25 protein-coding genes are annotated in these 25,534 nt (G+C 58.8%); 14 read left to right on the top strand and 11 right to left on the bottom strand.

All coding sequences use genetic code 11. The features are described from left to right. Position 1 precedes the first annotated feature (1 nt). Together HDEN_RS17735 and HDEN_RS17730 are read right to left on the bottom strand one after the other, a co-directional pair. The gene (locus HDEN_RS17735) at positions 2–958 is read right to left on the bottom strand and encodes an alpha/beta fold hydrolase (RefSeq protein ID WP_013215365.1); all 957 of its coding nucleotides are present in this window, start codon (positions 956–958) and stop codon (positions 2–4) included. Next, positions 955–1,641 (bottom strand): serine aminopeptidase domain-containing protein, encoded by a 687-nt coding sequence (locus HDEN_RS17730; RefSeq protein ID WP_013215364.1) that lies wholly within the window; start codon positions 1,639–1,641, stop codon positions 955–957. Before HDEN_RS17730 ends, HDEN_RS17735 begins: the two co-directional genes overlap by 4 nt. An 818-nt stretch (positions 1,642–2,459) precedes the next feature. On the opposite strand from HDEN_RS17730, the gene HDEN_RS18310 reads away from it, so the two are divergent. From HDEN_RS18310 to HDEN_RS06580, 3 genes are read left to right on the top strand one after another with little or no spacing between them, the layout of a single operon-like run. Beyond that, complete coding sequence (locus HDEN_RS18310) at positions 2,460–3,578, top strand: ATP-grasp domain-containing protein (protein WP_169305483.1); 1,119 nt, start codon at positions 2,460–2,462, stop codon at positions 3,576–3,578. After that, the gene (locus HDEN_RS06585) at positions 3,575–4,882 is read left to right on the top strand and encodes an NAD(P)-binding domain-containing protein (protein ID WP_013215362.1); all 1,308 of its coding nucleotides are present in this window, start codon (positions 3,575–3,577) and stop codon (positions 4,880–4,882) included. The genes HDEN_RS18310 and HDEN_RS06585 overlap by 4 nt, the downstream gene beginning before the upstream one ends. Further along, on the top strand, positions 4,866–5,618 hold the full coding sequence (locus HDEN_RS06580; RefSeq protein WP_013215361.1) for a class I SAM-dependent methyltransferase: 753 nt from the start codon (positions 4,866–4,868) through the stop codon (positions 5,616–5,618). The genes HDEN_RS06585 and HDEN_RS06580 overlap by 17 nt, the downstream gene beginning before the upstream one ends. Here the strand turns inward: HDEN_RS06580 and HDEN_RS06575 are convergent. From HDEN_RS06575 to HDEN_RS06555, 5 genes are all read right to left on the bottom strand, one after another. Then, complete coding sequence (locus tag HDEN_RS06575; RefSeq protein WP_013215360.1) at positions 5,615–5,812, bottom strand: hypothetical protein; 198 nt, start codon at positions 5,810–5,812, stop codon at positions 5,615–5,617. The two genes, HDEN_RS06580 and HDEN_RS06575, sit on opposite strands and share 4 nt — an antisense overlap. A gap of 8 nt (positions 5,813–5,820) precedes the next feature. Beyond that, positions 5,821–6,969 carry a PepSY-associated TM helix domain-containing protein gene (locus tag HDEN_RS06570; RefSeq protein ID WP_013215359.1) on the bottom strand — a complete coding sequence of 383 codons (1,149 nt, stop codon included), beginning with the start codon at positions 6,967–6,969 and terminating at the stop codon, positions 5,821–5,823. Positions 6,970–6,980: 11 nt separating this feature from the next. Next, positions 6,981–9,467: a TonB-dependent siderophore receptor gene (locus tag HDEN_RS06565; RefSeq protein WP_169305482.1), complete on the bottom strand. Its 2,487-nt coding sequence runs from the start codon at positions 9,465–9,467 to the stop codon at positions 6,981–6,983. A gap of 337 nt (positions 9,468–9,804) precedes the next feature. Next, positions 9,805–10,740 carry a helix-turn-helix transcriptional regulator gene (locus HDEN_RS17725; RefSeq protein WP_169305481.1) on the bottom strand — a complete coding sequence of 312 codons (936 nt, stop codon included), beginning with the start codon at positions 10,738–10,740 and terminating at the stop codon, positions 9,805–9,807. A 273-nt stretch (positions 10,741–11,013) separates the two neighbouring features. Beyond that, positions 11,014–11,316, bottom strand: a complete 303-nt coding sequence (locus HDEN_RS06555) for an EF-hand domain-containing protein (protein ID WP_013215356.1) — start codon at positions 11,314–11,316, stop codon at positions 11,014–11,016. Between the two features lie 248 nt (positions 11,317–11,564). Between HDEN_RS06555 and HDEN_RS06550 the strand changes: the two genes are divergently transcribed. Next, a complete protein-coding gene (locus HDEN_RS06550) occupies positions 11,565–12,014 on the top strand; it encodes a DUF3617 domain-containing protein (RefSeq protein ID WP_013215355.1) in 450 nt (149 codons plus the stop codon). Between the two features lie 57 nt (positions 12,015–12,071). On the opposite strand, the gene HDEN_RS06545 is transcribed toward HDEN_RS06550, so the two are convergent. The 4 genes from HDEN_RS06545 to HDEN_RS06530 all read right to left on the bottom strand — a co-directional run bounded on the left by HDEN_RS06545 (position 12,072) and on the right by HDEN_RS06530 (position 15,452). Continuing rightward, a complete protein-coding gene (locus HDEN_RS06545) occupies positions 12,072–12,719 on the bottom strand; it encodes a hypothetical protein (protein WP_013215354.1) in 648 nt (215 codons plus the stop codon). 108 nt (positions 12,720–12,827) lie between these two features. After that, a complete protein-coding gene (locus HDEN_RS06540; RefSeq protein WP_013215353.1) occupies positions 12,828–13,478 on the bottom strand; it encodes a response regulator transcription factor in 651 nt (216 codons plus the stop codon). Beyond that, positions 13,475–14,947, bottom strand: coding sequence for an ATP-binding protein (locus tag HDEN_RS06535; RefSeq protein ID WP_013215352.1), 1,473 nt, complete (start codon positions 14,945–14,947; stop codon positions 13,475–13,477). Before HDEN_RS06535 ends, HDEN_RS06540 begins: the two co-directional genes overlap by 4 nt. 4 nt (positions 14,948–14,951) lie before the next feature. After that, the gene (locus HDEN_RS06530) at positions 14,952–15,452 is read right to left on the bottom strand and encodes a hypothetical protein (RefSeq protein ID WP_013215351.1); all 501 of its coding nucleotides are present in this window, start codon (positions 15,450–15,452) and stop codon (positions 14,952–14,954) included. A 410-nt stretch (positions 15,453–15,862) separates the two neighbouring features. Here HDEN_RS06530 and HDEN_RS06525 point away from each other — a divergent pair, with 410 nt between their 5' ends. From HDEN_RS06525 to HDEN_RS06480, 10 genes are all read left to right on the top strand, one after another. Next, positions 15,863–17,722, top strand: coding sequence for a methanol/ethanol family PQQ-dependent dehydrogenase (locus tag HDEN_RS06525; RefSeq protein ID WP_342446783.1), 1,860 nt, complete (start codon positions 15,863–15,865; stop codon positions 17,720–17,722). 231 nt (positions 17,723–17,953) lie between these two features. Continuing rightward, positions 17,954–18,865, top strand: coding sequence for a methanol oxidation system protein MoxJ (moxJ, locus tag HDEN_RS06520; protein WP_013215349.1), 912 nt, complete (start codon positions 17,954–17,956; stop codon positions 18,863–18,865). Between the two features lie 46 nt (positions 18,866–18,911). After that, positions 18,912–19,505, top strand: a complete 594-nt coding sequence (moxG, locus tag HDEN_RS06515; RefSeq protein WP_425337343.1) for a cytochrome c(L), periplasmic — start codon at positions 18,912–18,914, stop codon at positions 19,503–19,505. 142 nt (positions 19,506–19,647) lie between these two features. Next, positions 19,648–19,911: a methanol dehydrogenase [cytochrome c] subunit gene (locus HDEN_RS06510; RefSeq protein ID WP_425337342.1), complete on the top strand. Its 264-nt coding sequence runs from the start codon at positions 19,648–19,650 to the stop codon at positions 19,909–19,911. A gap of 158 nt (positions 19,912–20,069) precedes the next feature. Then, positions 20,070–21,128 (top strand): AAA family ATPase, encoded by a 1,059-nt coding sequence (locus HDEN_RS06505; RefSeq protein WP_013215346.1) that lies wholly within the window; start codon positions 20,070–20,072, stop codon positions 21,126–21,128. Next, positions 21,125–21,982, top strand: coding sequence for a DUF58 domain-containing protein (locus HDEN_RS06500; protein WP_013215345.1), 858 nt, complete (start codon positions 21,125–21,127; stop codon positions 21,980–21,982). The genes HDEN_RS06505 and HDEN_RS06500 overlap by 4 nt, the downstream gene beginning before the upstream one ends. Beyond that, the gene (locus tag HDEN_RS06495) at positions 21,982–22,962 is read left to right on the top strand and encodes a hypothetical protein (RefSeq protein ID WP_013215344.1); all 981 of its coding nucleotides are present in this window, start codon (positions 21,982–21,984) and stop codon (positions 22,960–22,962) included. Before HDEN_RS06500 ends, HDEN_RS06495 begins: the two co-directional genes overlap by 1 nt. Further along, positions 22,959–23,963: a vWA domain-containing protein gene (locus HDEN_RS06490; protein WP_013215343.1), complete on the top strand. Its 1,005-nt coding sequence runs from the start codon at positions 22,959–22,961 to the stop codon at positions 23,961–23,963. The genes HDEN_RS06495 and HDEN_RS06490 overlap by 4 nt, the downstream gene beginning before the upstream one ends. Then, the gene (locus tag HDEN_RS06485; protein ID WP_013215342.1) at positions 23,953–24,531 is read left to right on the top strand and encodes a hypothetical protein; all 579 of its coding nucleotides are present in this window, start codon (positions 23,953–23,955) and stop codon (positions 24,529–24,531) included. The genes HDEN_RS06490 and HDEN_RS06485 overlap by 11 nt, the downstream gene beginning before the upstream one ends. Next, the gene (locus tag HDEN_RS06480) at positions 24,528–25,532 is read left to right on the top strand and encodes a vWA domain-containing protein (protein ID WP_013215341.1); all 1,005 of its coding nucleotides are present in this window, start codon (positions 24,528–24,530) and stop codon (positions 25,530–25,532) included. The genes HDEN_RS06485 and HDEN_RS06480 overlap by 4 nt, the downstream gene beginning before the upstream one ends. The last annotated feature ends 2 nt before the right edge of the window (positions 25,533–25,534 follow it).

Raw genomic sequence — 25,534 nt, 5'->3', positions numbered from 1 at the left:
TTCAGTCGCCGGCGGCACTCTCACGCGTCGGCGACACCGTCATCCTGGACAGCTCTTCGGAATTTTCGATTGAACCGTCTGCCGGCACAGCGACGCGATCGGGATCCTGAAATCCTCCGACCCAGCCATAGACCAGTTCTTGCAGCCGCTCACGCGCAGCCGGCGACGTAAACGTGTGATCGGCGTCCTTGTAGTATTCGACCTGCGCTCGCCCGCGCAGCGGAACATTCGGCAGGGCATCGAAAAGCTGCTCGCGATAGTTCTGGCGGCCGTCCAGCGTTCCGGCCGTAAGAACGATCAGAAGCTTCAAGTCGCGGTCGAGCGCCTGCCCATAAAGGTGCTCGAGCTCATTGCGAACCTTGTCATCCATCGTGCCGGGCGCCGGCCGCGCCTCCGCGCCAACCGCCCGCTTCGCGCGTGTACTCAGCTCTTGCCATATACGGCCGCGCCCGCTCGCGAATGACAACCAGCTGCGCAGACTAACCAAGCGCCGCGCAATATATTGCGCGTAGAAACGAGGAGTCGGAGGAACGGTCGGATCGAGCAGCACCATGCCGAGCACGCGCTGATCCTTATAACCGTACCTCAGCGCGATCTCCGCACCCGCGCACAGCCCAATCAACACGACATCTTGGACATCGCAATTCTCGGTCAGCCAATCGAGCGCGTCCGCCAAGTCCGCCTGGTGCGCATCCGTCGGACTGAGGCTGTCCTCTCGGCCCGCGCTGTCGCCGATGCCGGAAAAATCAAACCGAAAAACCAAATGTCCGAGCTTTGCCAGATCGCGCGCCATCGTCACGTACATGCGATGATGCCCGATCCGATGCGCTATGCCCGTATTGAGGATCACGACGGCCGTGCGCCGCACCTCGAACTCGGGAAGAGGCCGCGACAGAATTCCCACCAGCGATGCCGAGGGGCCGAACTGCACGGCAAGTTCGCTGAATCCTCGTGTCATTGTAGCCAATCTACTATGCGTTGAACCGCTTCGACCGGGATGGATCCTGAATTCAAACGCTCCTCGTCCCAAGCGGACATGTCGGGTACGTTCTGAACGGTCAAGGCGCCGAAATCCAACGGCGCGCGCGATTGCTCCGTGAGCAGCAGCATCGTTTTGGCAGGCAGCGATTGCGCTTTGCCCGCGATAGCTTCCTTCGCGAAATCCTCAGCGAGTTTGGACTTCGGCTCGCTCGATGCAGCCGGAATTCCAGCCGACGCAATCTCATCAGCCTCGAGCGGCTCCCAAAGGATGAGTTTGCTGATGTCTTTCCGGCGGTTGACGGCAACGCGAGCCGCGAGATTTGCGCCAAGCCTGAGCCCCGCCAGGTTCACCGTGGCGGCGCCGCTGATCTCCTTGATCTCGTCGATGGCCGTTTCGATGTCCTCGCACCACCCTGCGAGATCGCCTTCGCCGGATTCACCATAAGAGTCTCCGGTCCCGAAGTAATCAAATCGCAAGACGTGATGGCCGCCCGATGCCAGCCGTGCCGCCAGCTGCCGCATGGTTCGGTAGGCGAAGACCTGCTCGTTCCCCAACGGGTAGCAGAGCAAAACGCTGCGCGCTTTGCCAGTCTCGTCCAGTGCCGGTTCATAGTAACCAAAAAGGCGGCGGCGACGACTTCCGAAATGAAATGCCGTCATGCCGTGCATTTCCTCGACTGTCCGGCGTTCATTTTCTCCCAGCGAGTAGCCATCACCCCAAACTTTCTACCCGGCGCGTCCGATCACCACCAAACAACCGCCAGCCGGCGAGCGTCCGTTGCGATGCGAAACCACGAGACGCAATCCGATTTAAACCAATCGGTTTTGCGTTGTATCGACCAAAGTCTCTCTTTTCACACGCTCGCATATTCAAGAAATATGAGCCTTTACGCTATCATGTTTCAAGTCAACCTTGGCCGTCACAGTCCGAAAATCCATGTAAACCTAAATTGTCTCTAGAAATCCTTTTCTACCGCCGAGAAAGGGTTTCAGTACCGGATGGCCCGGAATTGCTGACGCCATAAAATCCGACTTCGAACACGCCTCGAATTGTCAGTTTCCGCGCACTGCCGCGATCGGCGTGACAAGGCAGGATAGAGCCGTACGCCAAGCCCGCGTTCGATCGCGAGCGCCCGAGATGCTCAAAATTTCAGCAAGCTGGAAAGGCTGTCATAGATCGAATTAAGTATTTGCAATGGAGTAATAAATTTTGACTCGCGACAGCAGCGGGGTGCGAATAAAAGACGATGCCTCAAGATTGGGGCACGGGGCAGTTTTTTATTTCAAACAGTGCATTAGTGGATTTTGGCGATCATAAGCGCGCTGAACGAGCGCAACCGAGCATCCTGCTCTGCAACGCGGGTTATTACGGCACATTGGCAGCGATCCGCTCTCTCGGCCGCGCCGGCATCCCAGTAATATCGATCGACCCTTCCCCGCTCTCCGCCGGATCTTATTCCCGCTATTGCACCTCTCATTTGCGATCTCCCCCGTTCGAGGAGACCACGCGATTTGCGCAGTGGTTGCTCGATGCCGGCAAGCCATTCGCCGGCAGCGTCCTCTATGCGACGAGCGATGCTGTTTCCTATGCGCTCGCAAAATACCGTCAGGATCTGGAGAAGCTGTTTTTATTGTATCAGCCTGACCTCGAGACCATGATGTGCGTCCTCGATAAGGGTCAGCTGCTGCGCCACGCTCAGGCTACGGGCATCGACACGCCGCCGACATGGCTCCCGACCTCGCGCGCCAACGCGCAGGAAATCGCCAACTCGATCTCAGAACGCCTGATCATCAAGCCGCGATGCCAACTCGCGGCGCGCAACTTGGTGAAAGGCACCGTTCTGAAGCCCGGCCCAGATGCACTGATGCAGCAGTTCGACCGCATGGCGGCAGTCGGGCCGGGCGATCCAAGCTTCGCGAAATCGCATCCTGAAATCATGTTTCCGATGTTTCAGGCTTTCTATCCCGAAGCCGTCAACAGCGTTTACAGCCTATCCGGATTTCGCGACCGGTCGGGAACGAAAACCGCCGTGCTTGCGGCCGTAAAATCGATGCAGCGCCCCCACAACCTCGGGATCGGCCTTTGCTTCGAGGAAGCCCCCGTCGATACGGCGCTCGCTGGCAAAGTCATGGAGCTATGCGAACGGATTGGCTATTACGGTGCCTTTGAATGCGAGTTCATTCAGGCTGGCGATAAAAAACTTCTGATCGATTTCAACGCCCGCTTCTATAATCAGATTGGCCTGGAAATTGCGCGGGGCCTCGACATTCCCGGATTGGTTTACGCCGCGGCGACCGGGCAGGACGAAAAAGTCGATGACTTGATCGCCGCCTTCGAGAAGCGCGAGAAAGGCCAGAACTATGCGTTTTGCAACAGCTTCCAGTTTCAGCTCATCACGCGCTTTCGTCGTGGCTTGGGATCGATGTCGCCCGAGGAATCCGGCCGCTGGACTGCATGGCGGCAGTCCTCGAAAAACATCGTAGAAGCCGCGTTCGATCAAAACGATCTCGTTCCCTACGCCATCGATTCCACGCAGCAGATCTTCGCCATTCTTCGTCGCCCACGAGCGTTCTTCAGAGACTGCCTAACGAAATGAGCATTTCGGCGCCCAACCCGGATGTCGTGATCATCGGAGCCGGCCCCTACGGGCTCTCCCTCGCTGCGCATCTGCGTGCACGCGGCGTGAATTTTCGCATCTTCGGCATCCCGATGGGCTTCTGGCGCGACTTGCCCGCGGGCATCAACCTCAAATCCCCGGCATCGAGCACCAACATTTCGGTGCCAAAGACGCCCGTCACATTTTCCGAATGGTGCAGAGAGCGCGGCCTTGAGGACTACGAGCCATGCTCGATGGAGTCGTTCGCCAACTACGGGCTCTGGATCCAGGCGCATTTCGTGCCGAACGTCGAGCTTACGAAAGTAACCGCCATTGCCCGGACGGATCGCGGCTTTGACATCACGCTCGATGACGGCTCCGAACTTTCCGCGCCGCATGTGATCGTCGCAACCGGATTATCCTATCTGGACGCAATCCCGGCCGCGTTTCGTGAACTGCCTCAAGAAATTTCAAAGCACACGTTCCATCTCTCCGATTATTCCGAGTATCGAGGCAAGCGTGTCGCGATTGTCGGCGGTGGCGCTTCCGCAATCGAAGCTGGCGCACTGGTGCACGAGGCGGGCGGATTCCCCGAAGTATTCATCCGCGAGCCGAATGTTCTGATTTATGATCGGACGCCGCGCTATCGCAGTCTTCGCGAGCGCATCCTGCAGCCGTCATCGCCCATCGGAAACGGCAAGGTGCCATTTCTGATCGGGCATTTCCCGCAATTGCCGTACCTGCTGCCCGAAGCTCGGCGTCTAAGATTGCTGCACGCGTTCGTTCCCCCGTCCGCACCCTGGTGGATCAAGGATCGCGTCGTAGGCGTCGTTCCGATGCATGTCGCGAGTTCGATCACCGGCGCGCGCACTCTTGAGCACGGCCTCAGCCTCACAATTCGGCAACAAGATCAGCCCGAGCGCGAGCAGGATTTTGACGCAATCATATGGGGCACGGGTTACGAAAAAGACGTGAGCCGCCTCTCCTTCCTGTCCGGCGATATTCTGAGAACAATGACGCTGATCGAGCAGGCCCCCAAGTTGTCCATCAACTTTGAGTCGTCCGTCGGCGGTCTCTATTTTATCGGCCCCATGTCCGAAATGAGCTTCGGGCCGATCACACGCTTCGTGGCCGGCGCCAGCTTCACAGCAAAATCGCTCTCCCGGCATCTCGCCCGCCGCGTTCCAAAACGCAGATCAGTTCAACCGTTACAGCAGCAAGCCTCCATCCCGCGCCTTGACGACAGGGTTCGCCAGCAACGCGCAGATCCAATGGATGTGAAGATCGATGAACGGCTCACCTGAATTGCAGCGCAGTTCAAAAACGCGATCCGCCGCGTTCGATCCGATCGCAGCCGCGAGAACGCTCAAACGCCGGTTAGCCGATCGCGTAGCAGAACATCTCACTCACAAATGGGACCAGCAGCACGGCGTTGACACCGGCGGACGCGTGGCCATCAACGCCTCGCGCGTCGCGGTCGTCGGAAATCACGCTGGGTCCGGCTACGACATCGTATCGACCCCGCCGAGCGTCTTTGCCTATCTCTCGCGATATTTCCCAGCGCAGCGCAACGACTACAGCTACATGGATATAGGCTGCGGCAAGGGCCGCACCGTCATGCTCGCCTCCGAGCTCGGATTCAAATCCTGCATCGGAGTCGACTTTGCGAGCTTCGCATGCGACGTCGCTCGCGAAAACTTGCCGCGCTATAAAAGCCCTGTTCCGGAGCGATCGCCGTGCGCCATCTTCAATGACTGCGCTACAAAGTGCGCTTTTCCCGACGGGAACCTACTTCTCTTCTTCAACAACCCGTTCGCGATGGATCTATGGCCCGAGGTCGCCCGCCGCGTAACCGAAGCGGCGGATCAAGAGCGTGCAGTGACCATCATCCTGATCGGCAGCTTCCCCGATACGATACGAGCCGCCGCCGATATTTTCACCCGCTCGCACGCCATCACCAAACGCGCCGAAGGATTGACACCGCGCTTTTGGGATTCATACGCCCCATTCCACTTTATTGTCCTCGCAAACGACCGCTAGCGTGCCTTGCCGCGGATAGACGTTGCTTGCCACCAAACCCACACCGCAATCGCGACCGGCAGACCGACCGCTAACCAGGACAACGCATCCCAGATGCCGTCGCCGAGCAGTGCGAAGATCAAGCCTACGCCGCTCACCACCGCCACGGCTGTTGGAAGAATGTAGGTTCTCTGCCAGATCGGCTTTCTCAGCATCGGCGGGCTCATGCGTGCGACCGCTCAACCGATGGCAACGCCAGCTCCGGCGGTTGCTCGGCAGGCAAGCGCCTGCGGGCAATCCAGAGGTAGAGCCCCGTGATGAGAATGATGATCGTGATCACGTCGAGGATCGCCCAGATTACCTTCAACGTCATCCCGCCGTAGTCGCCGAAATGCAGGGGCTTCGAAATCAACAGCGTGGTCACGAACCACGGCATATCCTGCATGTCCGTAAAGGCGCCCGTTTCTCCATCAATGACGACCGGCTTCAGCAAGTGCGACGTCAACGGCGTGTTGCCTTTGAAAAAGATGACGTAGTGCGCGGGGCCAGCGAAAATCGTGCCGGGAAAGGCGACGGTTTGCGGCTCCATATCGGGCAACTTGCTTCGCGCCAGCTGCATGGCGTCTTCCACGGAGGCGAGCTTCGTCGGAACCGGACGGTCCCTGCCCGGCCCCAGCATTTCGGAGAGCTGCGTGAACTGCCACACCTTCACGACGAGATCAGCCCAGGTGTTCACAACTCCTGTCGCGCCAACGACAAGCGTCCAGGCGATAACGACGATCCCGAGAAAATTATGCCAGTCGAGCCAGCGAACGGCGCGCGTTCGGTTAACGCGTATCGCGCCGAATTTCAGCTTTCGCATGAACGGGCCGTAGATGACGATCCCCGAGACGATCGCCGCAACAAAGAAGAGGCCCATCAACCCGAGAAAGAGCTTGCCGGGCAAGCCCGCATACATGTCCGTATGCAGCCGGTACATGATCATCGTGAACCGGCCATTGAAATCCGGCTCGTCCAGAAAGTTGCCGGTGTTCGCGTCAAATCGCGCGAACTGGTTTGTCGTCGGATCAGCACTGGCGCTGTCATTGACCGACAAAAACAGGACGCCGGGATTTTCATCATCCCACGACAGAAACTGAACAACCTTGCCGGGATAGCGCTCGCGCACGTTTTGCAGAACCTGGTCGAGACTGACCGGCTGCGTGCCCGGCGCGACCTCTGCCGGGTGTGCAGAGTCGTGCAGCAGATCGTCGATCTCATGATGGAAGATCAGCGGCAGCCCGGTGATGCAAAGCATGAGCAGGAAAATCGTCGAGACGAGGCTCGACCATTTGTGCACCCAGGCCCATTTCCGCAAAGAACTATTCGTCATCCGAACTCAGCTCACCATTTGTAACGCAACGTCGCGAGAATGGTGCGCTCCGCGCCAAGTCCGCAATAAGCGTCGCTCGTGACGCACGTTGCTACGTAATAAGTGTTGAACAGATTGGCGACATTCAGTTGCAGCGACGCGCCTTCGTATTTCGGCGACAGATAGCCGAGATCGTAACTCGCCGCGAGATCGAACAGGGTATAGCCCGGTACCTTCCAGACATTGCGCGAGTCGGCATACTGCGAGCCGGTATATCGAACGCCGCCGCCAAGTCCGAAGCCCGCGATCCAGCCTTCATGCCATGTGTATTTCGCCCAGAGCGAGGCGTTGTCGCGCGCAACGCTCGGAAAAACGTTGCCTATGTTCGCCGGGTTAGCGTCGTCCGTGATCTCGGCTTTGAAATAGTGACTGTACGCGGCGATGATATCGAGGTTCTCCGTGACCTTCGACCTAGCCTCGAGTTCCACACCGGCAACTTCGACTTCGCCCGCTTGTATAGTGATCGGCGGATTCGAAGCGTTGGGCGTGGCGACGTTCTGCTGCTTCAGATCGAATACCGCCGCCGACAGCATCGTTTGCGTTCCCAGCGGCTGATACTTGACGCCCGCCTCGACGCCTTCGCCCGTCGTCGGCTTCAGCACATTGCCGTTACCATCTTTCAGCGTCAGACCGCTGGCTGGCTGAAACGATGTCGAATAGCTGACATAAGGCGCAAAGCCATTGGCAAAGACATACGATAGCCCAGCAAAACCGGTCCACGCCTGATCGTCGATCGACACATCGACTGGATCATAGGCGAACGTGTTGAAGTTGAATTGCGTGCCGTTCGTCTCGGTATGCGCCCAATCGTGGCGCCCGCCGAACGTAAAATTCCAGCCATCGAACTTGATCTGATCCTGAGCATACACCCCGAGCTGATCATGCTGGTTGCGCGAGTTGAGATACCGCAGCAGCGCGCTCACAGGCGGAAGAGGTAGATCGTAGTTTGGGTTGTAGGCATCGATCGGCGGCGCGGCCCCGAACCGATAGTCCGAAGCGCCCTGGCCGTATTGGTAATCAAGACCGACCAGCGCCTTGTGCGCGAGTGCGCCCGTGAAGAAGCGCGCCTCGAGCTGGTTATCGACCACGATGTCGTTCGTATACCCGGCGACGTAATTATTCGTGCGATTGACAGTGCGGTAATCGATGATCTCACCCGTGAGATCTCTTGCCAAACCTTCCGTCCGGATGGACGTCACCTCCGCATCGACGCTGCTGAAGCGGACGTTCTGACGGAACGTCAGGGCGCTGTCGAAACGATGCTCGAAGGCATAACCGAACCAATATTCGTCGAGACGCGAATGATCGTTGTCGGGATCACCGAGATAACGGCTGTATGGAATACGCCCGAGCGGCGCGTATTTTTTCGTCAGCTCCAGCGGCACATATTGCTGCGGACCGTACCCGTTGGTCGTTGCGAAGCTTCCAAGTAGCGTGAGCGTGGTGCTGGTGTCGGGCCGGTAGGTCAGACTCGGCGCGATGAAGAAGCGCTGCCGATCGGTGAAATCCATCTGCAGATCGGTGGTATTGCCCATTCCGACCAGGCGGTATGAAAGCTTGCCATCCTTGTCGACCGGACCGCTGAAGTCGAACCCGCCCTGCACCCAATCGTGATTGCCGAACGTGAAGAAGACTTCGTTCTGCGCTTCCTCCGTCGGACGCTTACTGACCATGTCGATCAAGCCCCCGGGAGGCGCCTGTCCGTAGAGCGCCGACGCAGGACCCTTGAGCACTTCGATGCGCTCCAGCATGTACGGATCGACGAACGGTTTCGCGAACGTCAGGGTCTGCTCGTTCGGCAAGATCAGGCCGTCGAGATAGGTCGGCGCTTCGAACCCGCGAACGACGAACACGTCGAAGAGTCCGCTGGCCGTATATTTTTCGAGCATGATGCCGGGCGTATAGCGGAGCGCCTGACCGATCGTCTGCGCATTCTGTTGCTCGATCTGATCCTTCGTAACCACATTGACCGTGCGTGGCACTTCGAGCAAAGGCGTGTCGGTCTTGATGCCGGTCGCAGTTCTGGTCGCCACGATGCCATCGACAGGCCCCGTCGCCGTTTCGGTGGCGGTTCCGGCTGCACTGCCGACCTGCTCCGTAATTTCGACCGGAGGCGGTGCAGGCTGCGGCGCACGTGCCTGAGCGGTGCCCGCACGCTTCGTCGTCTTCTTGGCCTTCGACGCCGTTTTAACTTTGGGCGCCGTTGTTACCACGACTTCGGGCAACTCCGCTGCGCCAGGACTCGTTGCGTCCTCAGTGGCTGCGGGCGGAGCTTGCTCCGGAGGTACCGGAGATGATTGCGCGGGAGCTGGCGGCGCAGGCGTGGCGGGCTCCTGCGCAGCAGCCGGATACAAACCAGCCGCCGTCGTCGTTATAAAGAAGAATGCAAGCGTCCAGACATGACCGGCTCGCACCGAGCGCCGCGTACCAACCTCGGAAGCAATCACGGAACGAGTCAATTTCCCCTCCAACATACTCTTTCTCCCCCCGGAGAAATTTTCCGAACCGTACGAAGTGCATTGATCGCGAGTGCGCCGAGTACTCTTCGACGCGCAAGCGTTACGCTTGACCGCGCACGGCATGCGATCAGTCCAAATTCTCCGGTGCATCAGAAGCGAGCGCGCAGCAGGTTTCCCGAGGCCTCTCCGCAAAGCTCGCTCACCACTGACCTCGCAGCGCTTCGGCGCCCGCCGCAAATCCTTACTAAATTAGTCATCATTTAGCGGAGATGGCGAACGCTCCGCCAGACAGGCGGCTATTCTCGTTCAACGAAATACTATCGCGGAATGCGACGGCTCATCGGCGGGGAAACTTGCGCGTGGGCGGCTCGCCGAAGTGACGGCGATAGGCGGCTGTGAAGGCCGCGGGGCTCGAAAAGCCGACCTGATAGCCGACTTTCGCGACGGGCAGTTCCGTGTCACTCAGCATCGCGCGCGACAATTCCAGGCGTTCGCGGCGTATATAGCCGAAGATCGACGTCCCGTACGCGGCTTTGAAGTGCGCCTGCAAGGTCGTCAGGTTGAGCCCAACCTGCATCGCGAGATCGAGCGACTTCGGCGGCGATGCGAGGTTGGCATCTATGATCTCGCGCGCTTGCACGACTCGGTCATAGTTTTTTCGGCCGAGCGTGTTCGCAATCCTGTTCGCCTCTTTGAGCATAGATGCCGCTTCGAGGACGAATCCGAGCGTGTTGGTCTCGAGAAAGAGTTCAGCAAGTTCGCCGCGATAGGGATGCGCGAGACTGCGCTTCGCGATCTCGACCATGCGGCGGGACTTGGGAAGAACGACGGCCTGATAGTCGACGTTCAACAACCCACGCAACGCCGCCAGACCATCATCGGTCACATCCGGCCCGAAGCGTTCGAAGAAGTCTGGCTTCAGATAGAAGCCGGCCATCGCATTGTGCTGGTTTGCCTTGTAGTGGGTGAAGGCCTTTACGGGTTTGCCGTTGCCCGCGATGACGGCACGCCCGGCCTCATGGCGAACTTGGCCGTGCCCTTCGATATCGAAGACGGGAGGATCGCCGGAAATCAGAATTCCGCACCCTAGTGCGGACTCGATTTCGTACTCGACCTTACTATCGTAATTGACCCTCAAACGATGAGCGGCAGCAATCAGGCCGGGCTGAACCATGCTGAGAACGATCTGGCCGGTCACCGCTGGCGCGTCTACCTTGCCCGCATCGATCGAGTTCGCAGTTATGCGCGAGATCGACATGCACTTTGCAGTCAATCTGGCCATCTCCGAGACCGAGATGTCTCCGTCGTGAGTCTGGAATTCGCGCACGAGATCGTAGCTCCGCTAAATAATACAAAAATAGTATACTTAGCGGATCGCGAAAAGAACGCCGTTATGACAACGGCTTGATAAGCTGAGGCAACTGCCGACGGTCCTGGGCCGTCTCACGCGCATATTGAAAAACTTCTAATCTACAGAGCTCGCGAACCTCCCGATCTAGACCGAAACCCGGAGGCAACCGGGTTTCGGGACTTCATCAGGCGCAGATCAGTACTGCTTCGGGCACCAAGATTCCTTCGACGACTTGCAGGCTACGGGAAATGCTTTGGCCATCTTCTCGGCCTGGGCCCATTCGTCCGAATCGACGCTATTATTCACGTCCTGATCCATTGCGGTGAACGTCGGTGCCGGATCGAGCTTCAGGGTTGCAACGTTGGCTTCCCACTCGGTTCGGCTGATCGACCCGTTACCATCCGTGTCGAGCTGCTTGAACTTACTGGCCCAATCGTCAGCATAAGCCGCGCCGGAAAACAGAAGAATTGCAGCAGTCGCGAATATGGCTCTCGTCATGCGTCTTCTCCCAATATTATTTTATTGCGTCCCGTTCGGTCGAGCGCGAAGCCCATCCCGCGGCAACACCACTAGCGGCGCCTTGTTTCGGATTTTTCGCAATGGCACGTTTAGCAATATGATGCTGGAGAGTTGGCAATACGCCGAACTTTCACCCGTGCTTCAACGCATTACGGATAAATGATTTGACGATTTTATTTAATCGATCCTGATGTGTTCGATTACGAACGAAAGCAGGAAAGCGCGCCATGACCTATCGTAGAGTTTCCACGATTTACCTATGCGGCGCGGCGTTGCTCAGCACGTCCGGACATGCGCTGGCGGCCGACGTTCCGGCAAGAAAGGCGGGACAATGGCAGCTCACATCGGTTTCGGATTCAATCGGGATGACAACCATCAGATCGTGTATCGCCGCGACCGATAACGTCGTTCTCGGCGACAATTCAAAAAATTGTGGACCTGTCGACGTCAAGACAATCGCGAATGAAACATTCGTCAATGTTACGTGCTCGGCCGGAAATAGCCGGCAAAAGATCAGCACATTGCTGACCGGCGATTTCAATACCTGGTATCGAGCCGTTACAAAAATAACGTTCGATCCGCCTCAGGCCGGCGTTTCGCACCTCGGCGTGATCGTCGATGGCAAATATCTCGGCGAGACCTGCGAAGCGGACAAATCCGCCGCGGCCAAACCCTGAACTGACGCCTCCGGCGCTTGCAAACGCCGGAGTGCGCCGTCCTTTAGCGAGCCAGTATTAGTTGGGCAGCACCACTTTCGGCGGCTCGATGCTCAACTCCTTGACGATCGTGAAAGTGCCGTCGAACACGCGGCTTTCGGGCTCAGTGACCGGCGTCACGATGTTGCGCGCGGGCAGCCCTGTCGCCTTATCGACGTAGACGTTCTGCAGATTGGGCGCGCTAAGCGCTTTAACGCGCGGACCTTTGTCCTTGGCATCGGCAGGCAACGGCATCGCCAGAACGCCCTGATAAAGCGCGTAGGTCTTGCCCTCGAATTCCTTGTCGCCGAGGCATTTGTACTCGGTCGAAACTTTCGGAGAATCGGCAACCGTGTCCTTGATCTGGTTGGCCACCGTTTGGGCAAACGCCTCCGGCAATTCCGCCCAGCCACCACCCTGGTTCGACCAGGCTTTTTTGCCGACGACGATCATTTCCATGGCAGCACCCTCGCCGCCCAGCGTCACCGTCTGGTGCATGCGATCCGGCAGCACATAGTCCGCCTGCATCTTCAGCATGCCGTCCTTGTTTTTGATCGTCGTTTCCAGCCGGAATTTGCCCGCCTCGCGAAGCTTGGCGAATGCTGCATCGACCTGGTCCTTGCAGCTGACATCCGCAAACGCCGAACCGGATAGGCAAGTCAGAAAGATAGCGAAAATGATACGCATGGGGCTCCGCACCGGTTGGATCTGAAGGATGCACATGGATCGCCCGAAACCGATTTCCAAGTCACGGCATACTTCGATGGAAATAGTTCCCGGCGAGGACAGCGGCCGTCACTTGGTCCGCTGTCCTGCCATTTCCGGCAGATGATCGATGGCGATGCGCATGAGTTCGGGAAGGGATTTCACACCGAGCTTCGCCTTGATCTGCGAGCATGTGTTGGCGATGGTCTTATAGCTGACGTGCAGTTCCTCGGCGATCGCCGCATATTGCTTACCCTGCGCGATCAGCTCCAAGGTTTGAAGCTCGCGTAACGTCATGCCGCTCAGCGGATTGCTGCGGCCCTTGGTTTCCATCAGCGCGATCGCCGACGCGACCGTGTGGCTGAGAAACGGCCTGCCCTGGCGCACGGCCTGCAGCGCCTTCACGATATCGACCGACGACGTGTCCTTTAAGATGTAGCCGTTGGCTCCGAGGCGCAGCGACTGGCTGGCGATCATCGGATCCTCATGCATCGTCAGAACCAGGATGGGCGTATGCTTGTCATGCACGCGCAATCGCCGGATGAATGTCAGACCGACGAGAACGCCCTTCTTGATCGCAAGATCGATAATGATGACGTCGGGCTTGTCGTTCCGATAAGCACGGAAGCCATCGATCAGGTTCGAGGCCAGCGTGATGTTTTCGATGCCGGCATCCTCGAGAACGCGGCGGCATCCCTGCAGCACAACGGGATGGTCGTCGATCACAAGAATTTTTGTCATGATGTTATCCGTGAAGCTTCGCGTACCTGCAGGCGGCTAGCGTCCCTAGGCTCCGCTGGAATTTTGATGGCGATCGACGTGCCGCGTGGATTTCGCGCTTCGACGGCAAGCGTCCCGCCAGCGGAAAGCACACGTTCCCGCATCGCTGAGAGACCAAAGCCGGCAGCCGCCCCAGGTTTGAAACCGACGCCGTCATCGCTCACCCGCAAGCAGATCAGGATGCCGGGCTCCTGCTCTCTCGATCCGGCGCGAGACGATTCTTCCCGCAGTTCGATCAGGATGTTGTCGGCCTGCGCGTGCCGGACGGCGTTCGTCAAAGCCTCTTGCGTCGCCCGGTAGACGGTCAGCTCGATTTTCTCAGCATAAGCGCGAGCAAACGGACCGATCTCCGAAATGATGCGGACGTCCGTATGCCGCCGATCGAAATCGTTGATGAGATCCTTGATCAACGCCGGCAGCGGCACCTTGCCGATGGAAACCGGATGCAATCTTTTGAGTAGCGCACGGTTCATGGCTTTCAGACGATCAGCGATCGACAGGATTTCATCCGTTCGCGTCGTGATTCTGCGCGCCGACTCGTCATCGAGCTTTATCGATATTCTGTTGATCGACTCGGCGCTCGCCGTGATGCCGAACAGACAAGGCCCTGCTTCGTCGTGCAGCTCGCGCGCGATTTCGCGCCTTTCGTCTTCCTGAACGGATTGGATTTGCTTGTATAGCTCGCCGTTTTCCGCCCGCGTCTGATCGAGCGATGCCGCAAGCGAATTGAACTTGCGCGAAATGTCGGCGATCTCGACGACGCGCGGTATTTCGAGACGCCGCGCATTCTCGCCGGCTTCCAAAGCTACGAGGCCACGCGCCAGCGCTTGCAACGGCGTCAGTATCCATCCGAGCACGAAATAGAATGCTCCGACGAGCAGCAGCATTGAGATCGAAGCAACGATCGCGAGGGATGAGAGCTGCTGCCACTTCTCGGCGATTTCATCATCCGGATCGCCTTTGAGAATGATCTGCCGGTCGCCATTCGGCACACGGATGACGCGTGTATGATCCTCGCCGCCAGCCGGCATCATCAGGCTTTCGAACCAATCTGGCGTTTCGCTCAACGGCGACGGACCGTCATCGTCCGACGAGGACGAGCGCAAAAGCTTTGGCGGCGTGCCGCCATCCTGAACATAGATGCGCGCATGGCGCATATGGTCGACTTCCCGCGACACGAGGTAATCGAGGTTCGAAAGCAGGTTTTCCGCGGCGATGCGCCGAACCAGTTCGCGCAGCAGACCCTCCGCGAAATCTATCGACGCCTTGATCTCGACGTTCACCGCGTTACGGCCATTGACGACAGCAATCGTACCGGCAGCGGTGGTGGCGAGCAGAAGCATCAAGGAGATCGCGAGCAGGACCTGATGACGGATCGAACGTCCGAACCAGGCAAACCCCGAAACTTTCCGAAACAAGGCGTCCAGCATCAAACTAGCCGCGCGATCTGTAGCGCCGCGAGAGGTCATCGAGCGCGGCACGCTCGCTTAATCCCGCCTTGCGCAAATTGAAGTACTGTTGGCCGATTGCGCCAAATCCCTCGACCTTGCCCGGCTCGCGAACGACGTCTGCCAGCACTTCGACCAACCAGACCGCGGTTTCGCGGTCATCGGTCGGATCGAGCATCACCTCGAGCTGAACGGCCCTGTTCGCGATCATCCGTGGATCTTCTTTGAATATCTTAGCTGCGTTCGCAATCGACGCCTTGATGATGTCGGCCTCCTCCGCCTTGATGGCCTTGCCCCGGCTCGCCTCGCGCGAGATCAGCCATCCGGCTGGGTCAAGGTCCGAGGTCGGATCAAGCCAGCCCGGCTGTGCTTGCGATTGCGCCAACCTCGAGCGTTGATCCGCATGCTGATTGATTGAGCTGCTATCATCACATCCCGCGGAAAGCAGGGCGCACGCGCCCATCAGCCAGAATGTTCGAGATTTCATTGCTCTCGCGAGTTGTGAGGCGCGCAGAGCGCACGATGCGATCTGCGTTTGTGCCCGACCTATGCCAGAGAGAACGCCAGACTTCCAGGACAACGTCTGCAGCGTTCTTTGCCGATTCTTCCCGGCGCTATTTGCCGATCACACTGAAGACCCCCGCTAGTTACGTTGTTACGGTCCCGCCCGTGCTGAACGCGAAGTCATCGGAGAACCAGTAATCCGAGCGCGCGGTACGCCTACGAAGAGCGGAGAGATGGGCGGAGGAATTACCCAGATTTCCCTCTGACTAAAGGACGGATGTTGTGGCGTCGGGTTCCCGTCCCTCGCCACGCGCTCGTCGTCCAGAACAATAGCTGGGATTGGAAACGCGAGGATAAATTGGCATGAAAAGACTTGCTAGCACATCGATGCTGATGTCGGCGTCCTGCATGGCGTTAGCTGCCGCCGTGCACATGGGCGCGGCCACCAGCGCGCTTGCGAACGACAAGCTCATCGAGCTGTCGAACAGCAATGAAAACTGGGTAATGCCGGGCAAAAACTACGATTCGAACAACTACAGCACGAGCACGCAGATCAACGTCGACAACGTCAAGCAGCTGAAGCACGCCTGGTCGTTCTCGACCGGCGAGCTGCATGGCCATGAAGGTGCACCGCTCGTCATCGGCGACGTGATGTACGTTCACAGCTCGTTCCCGAACAAGACCTTCGCGCTCGATCTCAACGATCCCGGCCACATCCTGTGGCAGCACAGCCCGAAGCAGGATCCGGCCGCACGCTCGGTTGCCTGCTGCGACCTCGTTAACCGCGGTCTGGCGTACTGGCCGGGCGATGACAAGACACCTTCGCTGATCATCAAGACGCAGCTCGACGGCCATCTCGTCGCGTTGAACGCCAAGACGGGCGAAGAGTTCTGGAAGGTTGAGAACGGCGACATCAAGGTCGGTCAGACGCTCACGCAGGCTCCCTATGTCGTTCACGATCTCGCGATCGTCGGTTCGTCAGGCGCCGAACTCGGCGTTCGTGGCCACGTGACAGCCTACAACGTCCGCACGGGCGAGCAGGCTTGGCGTTACTACGCGACCGGTCCCGATGCCGAAATCGGTCTTGCTGACGACTTCAACAGCGCCAACCCGCACTATGGTCAAAAGGGCCTCGGCACCGCGACCTGGGAAGGCGATGCGTGGAAGATCGGCGGCGGCACGAACTGGGGCTGGTATGCCTACGATCCGGCAGCCAACCTGATCTATTACGGGTCCGGCAACCCGGCTCCGTGGAACGAGACGATGCGTCCTGGCGACAACAAGTGGACCATGACGATCACGGCTCGCGACGCCGACACCGGCAAGATGAAGTTCGGCTACCAGAAGACCCCGCACGACGAGTGGGATTTCGCTGGCGTCAACGTCATCATGCTTTCCGAGCAGACCGACAAGACCGGCAAGAAGCGTAAGCTTCTGACGCATCCCGATCGTAACGGCATCGTCTACACGCTCGATCGTGAAAACGGTGACTTGATTTCGGCCGACAAGCTTGACGATACCGTCAACGTGTTCAAGACGGTCGACCTCAAGACCGGCCTTCCGGTTCGCGATCCGGAATACGGCACCCGTATGGACCACAAGGGCACGGACATCTGCCCGTCGGCCATGGGGTACCACAACCAGGGTCACGACTCCTACGATCCCCAGAAGCAGCTGTTCTTCATGGGCATCAACCACATCTGCATGGACTGGGAGCCATTCATGCTTCCCTACCGTGCCGGCCAGTTCTTCGTCGGCGCGACGCTGTGGATGTACCCGGGCCCGAAAGGCGATCGTCAGAACTACCTCGGTCTTGGTCAGATCAAGGCCTACAACGCGATCACCAACGAGTACAAGTGGCAGCACATGGAGCGCTTCTCGGTCTGGGGCGGCACGCTCGCGACCGCAGGCAATCTGGTGTTCTACGGAACGCTCGATGGCTTCCTCAAGGCTCGCAACTCGGACACCGGACAGCTGGTCTGGAAGCATAAGCTTCCGTCGGGCGTGATCGGTTACCCGATGACGTACGAGCACAAGGGCGTCCAGTACATCGCTGTGATGTCGGGCGTTGGCGGTTGGCCGGGCGTTGGTCTGGTGTTCGACCTTCAGGACCCGACCGCAGGTCTCGGCGCGGTTGGCGCATTCAAGAACCTGCAGAACTACACGCAGATGGGCGGCAGCCTCGAGGTGTTCTCGCTTGATGGCAAGAACCCCTACGACGACGTCAACGTCGGCGAGTACGAGAAGGGCTGATGAAAGCCTCGGATCGCGGCTCGGCATCGAGCGGTGCCGCGATCCTCTCTCACAAGCTTAGCGTCTGCGAGGATGCTGGGCCGCGTGACGGCAGCCATTTCCGCTTCACTACATGGCGAGCCGTCCCGCGAGTTCCTTGCAACGCGATTGCCCCGAAGACTGGCGACTTCGGATCTCAAAATCACAAGCCGTCAGATGACTCTGACCAGCATTCGAAAGGTCTTTTTGCGCATGCCGCTTAGTATCCGTACGGATCGAAGCCATAGCACCATCGGCAAGGTTTCCAGACCGTTGCTCGCCGCCGCCGGGCTTTCCGTCCTAGCTTGGACGTCGATCACTCCGTCCTTTGCGCAAGACGCAACGACGAAAACAGCGGTCGACAGCTCCGTCCTTCGCGTATGCGCAGCCGCAAACGAAGCTCCGTATTCCACGAAGGACGAAAACGGCTTCGAAAATAAAATCGCGAAGATCATCGCTGAAGGGATCGGCCGCAAGGCGGAATTCGTATGGTCGGCGAAACCAGCGATCTACGCAGTTCGCGACCAGCTCGACAAAAAGCTCTGTGACATCGTCGTCGGAACCGATGCCGGTGACGAACGCGTCCTGACATCGAAGCCCTATTATCGCGCGCCTTACGTTTTCATCGTGCGCAAAGACTCGAACTTGAAGATCGCGAACTGGGACAGCCCGGACTTGGCGAAGGCCGGCAAGATCGGCTTCGTGCCGAGCACGCCCGCGTCGGTCATGATGGAAAAAGAAGATCTGTATAACGACAACATCAATTACGCATCGTCGCTGACGAACTTCAAAGATCGCAGAAACGCTTATACGCGCATTCCGCCCGATCGCATGGTGGGCGAGGTCGCGAACCAGACCGCTGGGCTCGCGGTGGCGTTTGCTCCCGAAGTCGCGCGCTACGTGAAGGCAAACGATGCGCTGAAACTGATTGTCGTCCCCGACAACAACGTGCGCTCGGACGGCATGAAGGTTCCGTTCCATTTCGACCAATCGTTTGCCGTTCGCAAGGACGACAAAGCATTGCTCTCAGCAATCGATGAAGCGCTGCCCAAGGTGCAATCGAAAATCGAAGATGTTCTGAAGGACGAGGGAATCCCTCTCGTTCAGCCGGCATCCAATAAATAAACGTCCGGCAAGCGCCGGTAATATCGAGGAAAGTGGACAAGTGGGACTGAAATCAAAGTTGAAATTCACAGTGGCGGCAGCGGGCCTGACTTTCTGTGCGTTGGTGGGGCTCGGTACGAGCGCCGGCGCACAGGAAGTTTTCCGGAATACGGTGACCGGCGAAGCGCTCGACGTAGAAGGTCAGGCTCCGAAAGAAGGGCGCGACACTCCTGCGGTCAAGCAGTTCATGCAGACGGGCGTCGACCCCTACGTTGAAGTCGCTGGCTGCCTTCCGAAAGGTGAGGAAATCTATCTCGAGTCTTGCTCGGGCTGCCATGGTCACCTCGGCGAAGGCAAAGTTGGACCGGGGCTCAACGACTCCTATTGGACCTACCCGAAAAACACGACCGACAAAGGCCTGTTCGAAACGATCTTCGGCGGCGCCAACGGCATGATGGGTCCGCACGGTCAGGATCTCGAACTCGACAACATGCTGAAGCTCATCGCCTGGATTCGCCACATCCAGAAAGATGATGTCGCGGATGCCGATTGGCTGAGCGACGAGCAGAAAAAGAACTTCAAGCCCTTCGACATCAAAGCCTGGGAAGCCACGGGCAAAGCTGCTGCCGAAAAGGCGCAGTGCAAGATTTCCGGAAACTAGTCTGGCCGCCGTCCCGATTGAAAACGGGCGGATCCATGCTGGTACGGAACAACAAGGGCGGCGAAGCCGCCTGAGCAAAGTAGAAGATGGAGGAAAGCCGATGAAGAAGAGTTCACTCCCGATCTTGGCAGGTGCAGTGATCATGGCCGCCGGTCTCATTGGTGCGACCGCACCGGCTGCGCTGGCATACGATGGCACCCACTGCAAAGCTCCTGGCAACTGCTGGGAACCGAAGCCGGGCTTCCCGGAGAAAATCGCGGGTTCGAAATATGACCCGAAGCACGACCCCAAGGAACTCAACAAGCAGGTTGAGTCTCGCAAGGGCGAAGAAGAACGCAATGCGAAGCGCGCAGAACACTTCAAGAAAACGGGCAAGTGGGTCTACGACGTAAAGAAGATTCAGTAGACGCGCACCCCTTAAAGACCCTCGGGATCTTGCCACGCTAAGACAAGACTTCCTCTTCCGAGGTCATTGGGGTGCTGCAAATGCAGCACCCCATTTTTTTTAATCGGCCGTCGAACCGATGCGTTTCTCCGGCAAATATTTGCATGGAATTTTCTGCGATGAATGGCGCGCTCGCGGGCTTGGAACAGGAACAAACCGCCTTGAAAAGCATGAATCTCGCGGACTGGCGTCAACACGCGCTCGAGCTTGAAAGCGAGGTTGCAAAAGCGGTGGTCGGGCAGGACCGCGCAATACGCCTCATGGTCATCGCCATCTTCGCGCGCGGCCACGTCCTGCTCGAAGGCGACGTCGGCGTCGGCAAAACCACCTTGCTCAGAGCCGTCGCACGAACGCTCGGCGGCGCTTACGAACGCGTCGAAGGCACGATCGATCTCATGCCTTCGGACATGATCTACTACACGTTTCTGAACGAAGAAGGAAAACCGCGCGTCGAGCCCGGCCCGGTACTTCGTCACGGCAGCGATCTTTCGGTATTCTTCTTCAACGAAATCAACCGCGCCCGTCCGCAGGTTCACTCTCTGCTCCTGCGCTTGATGGCCGAACGCAGCATTACGGCCTTCAACACGGAACATTCGTTCCCGCATCTTCTGGTGTTCGCCGACCGAAACCGCATCGAGCGCGAAGAGACGTTCGAGCTTCCCGCAGCCGCGCGCGATCGCTTCCTGATGGAAGTCGCCATCGCCACGCCGCCAGATGAAGAGTCACGCCGGCAACTTCTGTTCGAGACTCGTTTCCACGACGTCGACGCGCTGATCGGCATTTTGAAGGAAGGCGTCGTCGATTATCGGCAGCTCAATGCGCTGGCGAAAGTCATTCAGTCTAGCATCACCGTCAGCCCCGCGCTCGAACGCTACACGCTCGATCTCTGGAACGCGGTTCGCAATCCCGCAAGCGCCGGCCTGAACGTTGCAGGCGTCGACGTCGGCAAGCTGGTCGCGGGCGGCGCCAGCCCTCGCGGCATGAGCTACCTGATCCGCGCCGCACGCGTGTCAGCATGGTTGACCGGCCGCGACATGGTCGTGCCGGAAGATATTCGAGATATTTTCTACGAATGCATGGCGCACCGCATCTTCCTTGCGCCCGTCTACGAGCTACGACGCGAAGAACTCGTCCGCGCATTGATCAGCGACGTCTTTGCGAAGGTGCCCGCGCCGTGAGTGACGAGCTCCGAGATGTCGCCTACAGCATTCCGTGGCGAACGAGCGGCATTCGCGCCGGCGCGCATCGGAGTCATTTGTACGGCGGAGGCGGACGCTTCCGCGATATCGTACCCCTACTCTCTCTTCCCGATCCGAGGCGGATCGCAATCCGCGCTTCGCTGAACGATCCCTTCGAACGCCTTCTCGTGCGCCGCTTCGAGCAGCCGAGCGCGATCGACGTCGCCGTGCTTGTCGACGTTTCGACATCGATGGCATTCGAGGGCCGCTGCAATAAGATTTCACTCGCGGCGGACTTGGCGCAAGCGCTCGCGGTTTGCGCCGAGCGCGCCGGTGATACCTTCTCGCTCCTTCCCTTCGACAGCACGCTGCGAGAGGATTTGCGCCTGCAGAGAACGCTCTCGCGCGCCGCCCACTCGCAAGCCATCGAGAAATTGCGAGCGTTCACTCCGGAAAAACCTGGCGTCTCCGGAGTCTTGGAAGCGGCGACGGCGGTCTCCGGAACACGAAGGCTCGTGTTTCTCGTCTCGGATTTCCTATGGTCGACAGAAGATGCGCGCCGCGCCGGAGAAGCGCTCGCCTTTCACGACGTCGTGCCGGTCGAAATCGACGACAGCTTGCAGCTGGATGAGCTGCCCGACTGGGGCCTTCTCAATCTTCGCGACCTCGAAACGGGCTCACGGAGGCTGGTCGCCATGCGGCCGTCACTCAAAGCACGCTGGCAAGCCGCCCGCCAGGAACAACGCGCGCGCACGCGGCAAGTCTTCGATACGACGGCGCGCGAAATGTTCACGATCCGCGATCGCATCGACTGGATGCGGCTCACGTCATTTCTTCTATACGGAAGCGTTTGATGCGCGCCTGGCTGATCCTTGCATTTCTAATCATCGGCGGCGCGCCGTGCAAAGCGGCCGTCGAGGCGGTGAATATCTATGAGCCCCGCGCATTCGGTTATTTCATCGGCGATACGTTCGAGCGCCGGATCGAGGTTGTAACGACAGGCGATACCGAGCTTCTGGCGGCCGGACTTCCGCGATCCGGGCCACTCACCTATTGGCTCGAGCTGATCAACGTCGATCACAAGGTCCGCGAAACACAAGGACGCAAGATCCACGACATCACGCTGAAGTATCAGACGTTCTATGCGCCGATCGAAGCGGTCAAAGTCAAAATTCCAGCGTATCCGCTGAAATTCCGAAATCCGGGAACGGTTCCCGCCGCGCAAACTTCGGACACCGCACCGGGTACGGAGATTCCCTCATCCCAGGACGTCGCCTCGATCCCAGCGTTTCAAATCGTCATGTCGCCACTCAGGGAGTATGCCGTCAGCGACTTCATGTCGGGGAAATCGGTTGAGCTTGCCGACATCATGGCGCCCGATGCCAAGGCTCACGCCATCAGCACATCGCGACAGACGACATGGCTCGGACTTGGACTTGCGGCCTTGGCTCTCTCTGCGCTTCTGCTGCTCTGGCACTACGCCAAAGGCCCATTCGCGAAACGGAAAGGACGTCCGTTCACGATGGCCGATCGCCGGATTCGAGAGCTGCAAACCGCCGCGGGAAGCGATAGTCGCTACAGAGATTCGTTGATCGCGCTGCATCGCGCGTTCGATGAATCCTATGGCCGGCGCTTGTTCGCCGAGGATCTTTCGACCTTCCTCAGCCAGCGCCAGCGCTTTTCGACACTCAAGGAAGCGCTGCAGAAGTTCTTCGAAAGCTCGCGCATCTTCTTCTTTTCCGGAAACAAGCAATCCGCGGAAAGCAAGTTTCCCATCGAAGACGTTCGAAAGCTGGCTGCCGATCTCGCACGTGAAGAGAAGGCGGCGGCATGATCTTCACCAATCCCATGGCGCTCTATTTGTTGCCGCTGGCGATCCTGCCGCTTCTGCTCAGCGTGCAACGCCAGGAGGGCTACCCGTCACTTAGCGGCTTTGAAGCCGACCGAACGTCGCAAGTCATTGCGCTCGCACTCCGGATTGCCGGCACACTGGCGATGCTCGGACTCATTCTCGGCATCGCAGGGCTTTCGCTTCGCGAACGGACGATCGATCGCTTTGGCCAAGGCGCACATATCGTTCTGCTGATCGATCGCTCCTCAAGCATGGACGACACGTTTGCGGGACGACCGCCGAGCGGCGGGCAAGAATCGAAATCAGCAGCCGCAAAACGCTTGCTCAAAGACTTCGTAACGGAGCGTGCCCACGACCGCTTTGGAGTCGCCGCGTTCTCGACATCGCCCATTCATGTGCTGCCAATCACCGATCACAAAAAACTCATTCTCGGAGCAATCGACGCCATCGACCGGCCTGGCCTCGCCTTCACCGACGTCGGCCGCGGCCTTGCGATGGCGCTCGACATGACACAGGAGGACATTTCGCAGGCCTCGCGCGCGATCGTACTCGTCTCGGATGGCGCCGCCGTGATCGCGCGCCGTGTTCAGGAATCGCTACGCGCCGAATTCGCGCGCCAACCGGTCCACCTCTACTGGCTCTATCTTCGCACGCAAGGCACGAACGGAATTTTTGAGCCGCCGCCACCCGGCGTCGACGACATTCCGCAGGTTCTGCCCGAGCGCCATCTGAACATGTTCCTACAGGGGCTGCATGTTCCCTATCGCGCCTTCGAGGCCGAAAGCCCTGAAGCCGTGAAAGCCGCAATTACCGAGATCGGCAAACTCGAGCAGACGCCCATCGTCTATAGCGAACGCGTTCCTCAATACGATCTTTCGCGATGGGCCTACAGCCTCGCCGCACTTGGCATGGGCGTGCTGCTCGCCGCGAAATTTTTCGAACGATCGGTAACGCCGAAGCGGGGGGACGCTCATGCCGCTTAGCTTGGTCAAATTCTTATCGCCCTGGCGCGGACCGATCCTTTGGATGATCGCCGTCCTGGCGCTGCTTTTTACGGCGGCAACGTCCATGCAGCTTTGGCGAACGCAAAGCGCAAACAGTGCGATCTCGGCGCTTACCGCTAATAAGGACACCTCCGTTGATCCGAAACACTCGCCGTCGGAGCTCATTCTCGCGCGCGTCAATCAGCTGATTACGCACGATCGCATCGAGGATGCACAAGCGTTACTCAGCAGCAGCGAAGCGAACATCGATCCGCACGTGCGTGCCCGCGCGCTTTACAACATCGCCAACGAGCGCACGCGCCGGGGCTCCGAGTTTGTGCGCAAAGGCGACCTCGATCATGCCGCGGCTTTGATCAACGTCGCGAAATCCGAATACCGCCTGGCGCTCAAACTCGATCCGGCAGATTGGAACACAAAATTCAACCTCGACATCGCGATGCGCATCGTCCGCGATCTGCCGCAGGCTGAAAATCTTCCGGACGATGAGCAGGCAACGCCTAAGAAGGTGTGGACGGACCTGCCGGGCGTTCCGAAAGGCTTGCCATGATGGCATTCGGCATACCCTGGGATCGCCGCATGTTTCTGCTGATTGCAGGACTGACGTTGACGCTTGCGGCGCTCGTCGGATTTCACGTCGTCCGCAACCAGAACGTGGTCGATGCGGTCGCAATCGTCGACATCACAGGCAGCATGAACACGCGCGACATGGGGAGCCCGCCGGGCTCCGCTTCGCGACTGCAAGCGGCGCGTAACGCGCTGGTCGATCTGGTTCAAAGCGTGCCCTGTCAATCACGTTTGGGCCTCGGTGTTTTCACCGAGCGCATTTCGTTCCTGCTCTTCAATCCCGTCGAGATCTGCAACAACTATGACGGTCTGGAAGACGCACTGTCGGAACTCGACTGGCGCATGGCCTGGCAGGGCGACAGCTACATCGCGAAGGGGCTCTATTCCGCGATCGACATCGCCGCGAGCCTCAAAGCCGATCTCATTTTTCTAACGGATGGGCAGGAAGCGCCGCCACTTCCGTTCACGGGCACGCCGCCGTTCGAAGGCAAGCTCGGCGATGTCAAAGGATTGATCGTCGGCGTCGGTGGTACGGAGAAGGTCCCCATCCCGAAGTTCGACGATGAAGGCCGCCAGTCGGGCGTTTATGGACCGAGTGACGTTCCGCAAGACAACCGCATCGGCGCGGCACCGCCCGGAGCCGAAACGCGCGAAGGCTACAATCCCCGCAATGCTCCGTTCGGCGCGCCACCCGAATCCGGCGAGGAACATCTTTCGTCGGTAAAAACCGCGCACCTGACGGATCTCGCCGATAAAACAGGGCTGACATACGTCGAGCTTCAGAAATCCGGCGGCATCGCAAATAAACTGATGGCTTCGGCAAAAAAGCGCGTTGTGCCGACATCGATGAACATGGCCTACGTCCCGGCCTCCCTCGCGCTTCTCTCACTGATCCTTCTCTACGCGCTCTCGCTCGTCGGCGATCCCCGGCTAACAAATCGTGCCCGTCTGGCGCGCCTGCTTTCCTCAAAATCTGGAGCTTAACG

The sequence above is a fragment of the Hyphomicrobium denitrificans ATCC 51888 genome, assembly GCF_000143145.1.
In the GTDB taxonomy this organism is placed as follows: Bacteria; Pseudomonadota; Alphaproteobacteria; order Rhizobiales; family Hyphomicrobiaceae; genus Hyphomicrobium_B; species Hyphomicrobium_B denitrificans.
Note: the sequence above shows the minus strand (reverse complement) of the source record. Positions and strands in the feature narration are given on the sequence as shown.

Coding starts and splice junctions, on each gene's coding strand:
- HDEN_RS17735 (WP_013215365.1), bottom strand. CDS start 958: ATGACACGAGGATTCAGCGAACTTGCCGTGCAGTTCGGCCCCTCGGCA.
- HDEN_RS17730 (WP_013215364.1), bottom strand. CDS start 1,641: ATGACGGCATTTCATTTCGGAAGTCGTCGCCGCCGCCTTTTTGGTTAC.
- HDEN_RS06585 (WP_013215362.1), top strand. CDS start 3,575: ATGAGCATTTCGGCGCCCAACCCGGATGTCGTGATCATCGGAGCCGGC.
- HDEN_RS06580 (WP_013215361.1), top strand. CDS start 4,866: ATGAACGGCTCACCTGAATTGCAGCGCAGTTCAAAAACGCGATCCGCC.
- HDEN_RS06575 (WP_013215360.1), bottom strand. CDS start 5,812: ATGCTGAGAAAGCCGATCTGGCAGAGAACCTACATTCTTCCAACAGCC.
- HDEN_RS06570 (WP_013215359.1), bottom strand. CDS start 6,969: ATGACGAATAGTTCTTTGCGGAAATGGGCCTGGGTGCACAAATGGTCG.
- HDEN_RS06555 (WP_013215356.1), bottom strand. CDS start 11,316: ATGACGAGAGCCATATTCGCGACTGCTGCAATTCTTCTGTTTTCCGGC.
- HDEN_RS06550 (WP_013215355.1), top strand. CDS start 11,565: ATGACCTATCGTAGAGTTTCCACGATTTACCTATGCGGCGCGGCGTTG.
- HDEN_RS06545 (WP_013215354.1), bottom strand. CDS start 12,719: ATGCGTATCATTTTCGCTATCTTTCTGACTTGCCTATCCGGTTCGGCG.
- HDEN_RS06540 (WP_013215353.1), bottom strand. CDS start 13,478: ATGACAAAAATTCTTGTGATCGACGACCATCCCGTTGTGCTGCAGGGA.
- HDEN_RS06535 (WP_013215352.1), bottom strand. CDS start 14,947: ATGCTGGACGCCTTGTTTCGGAAAGTTTCGGGGTTTGCCTGGTTCGGA.
- HDEN_RS06530 (WP_013215351.1), bottom strand. CDS start 15,452: ATGAAATCTCGAACATTCTGGCTGATGGGCGCGTGCGCCCTGCTTTCC.
- HDEN_RS06525 (WP_342446783.1), top strand. CDS start 15,863: ATGTCGGCGTCCTGCATGGCGTTAGCTGCCGCCGTGCACATGGGCGCG.
- moxJ (WP_013215349.1), top strand. CDS start 17,954: ATGCCGCTTAGTATCCGTACGGATCGAAGCCATAGCACCATCGGCAAG.
- HDEN_RS06510 (WP_425337342.1), top strand. CDS start 19,648: ATGGCCGCCGGTCTCATTGGTGCGACCGCACCGGCTGCGCTGGCATAC.
- HDEN_RS06505 (WP_013215346.1), top strand. CDS start 20,070: ATGAATGGCGCGCTCGCGGGCTTGGAACAGGAACAAACCGCCTTGAAA.
- HDEN_RS06495 (WP_013215344.1), top strand. CDS start 21,982: ATGCGCGCCTGGCTGATCCTTGCATTTCTAATCATCGGCGGCGCGCCG.
- HDEN_RS06490 (WP_013215343.1), top strand. CDS start 22,959: ATGATCTTCACCAATCCCATGGCGCTCTATTTGTTGCCGCTGGCGATC.
- HDEN_RS06485 (WP_013215342.1), top strand. CDS start 23,953: ATGCCGCTTAGCTTGGTCAAATTCTTATCGCCCTGGCGCGGACCGATC.
- HDEN_RS06480 (WP_013215341.1), top strand. CDS start 24,528: ATGATGGCATTCGGCATACCCTGGGATCGCCGCATGTTTCTGCTGATT.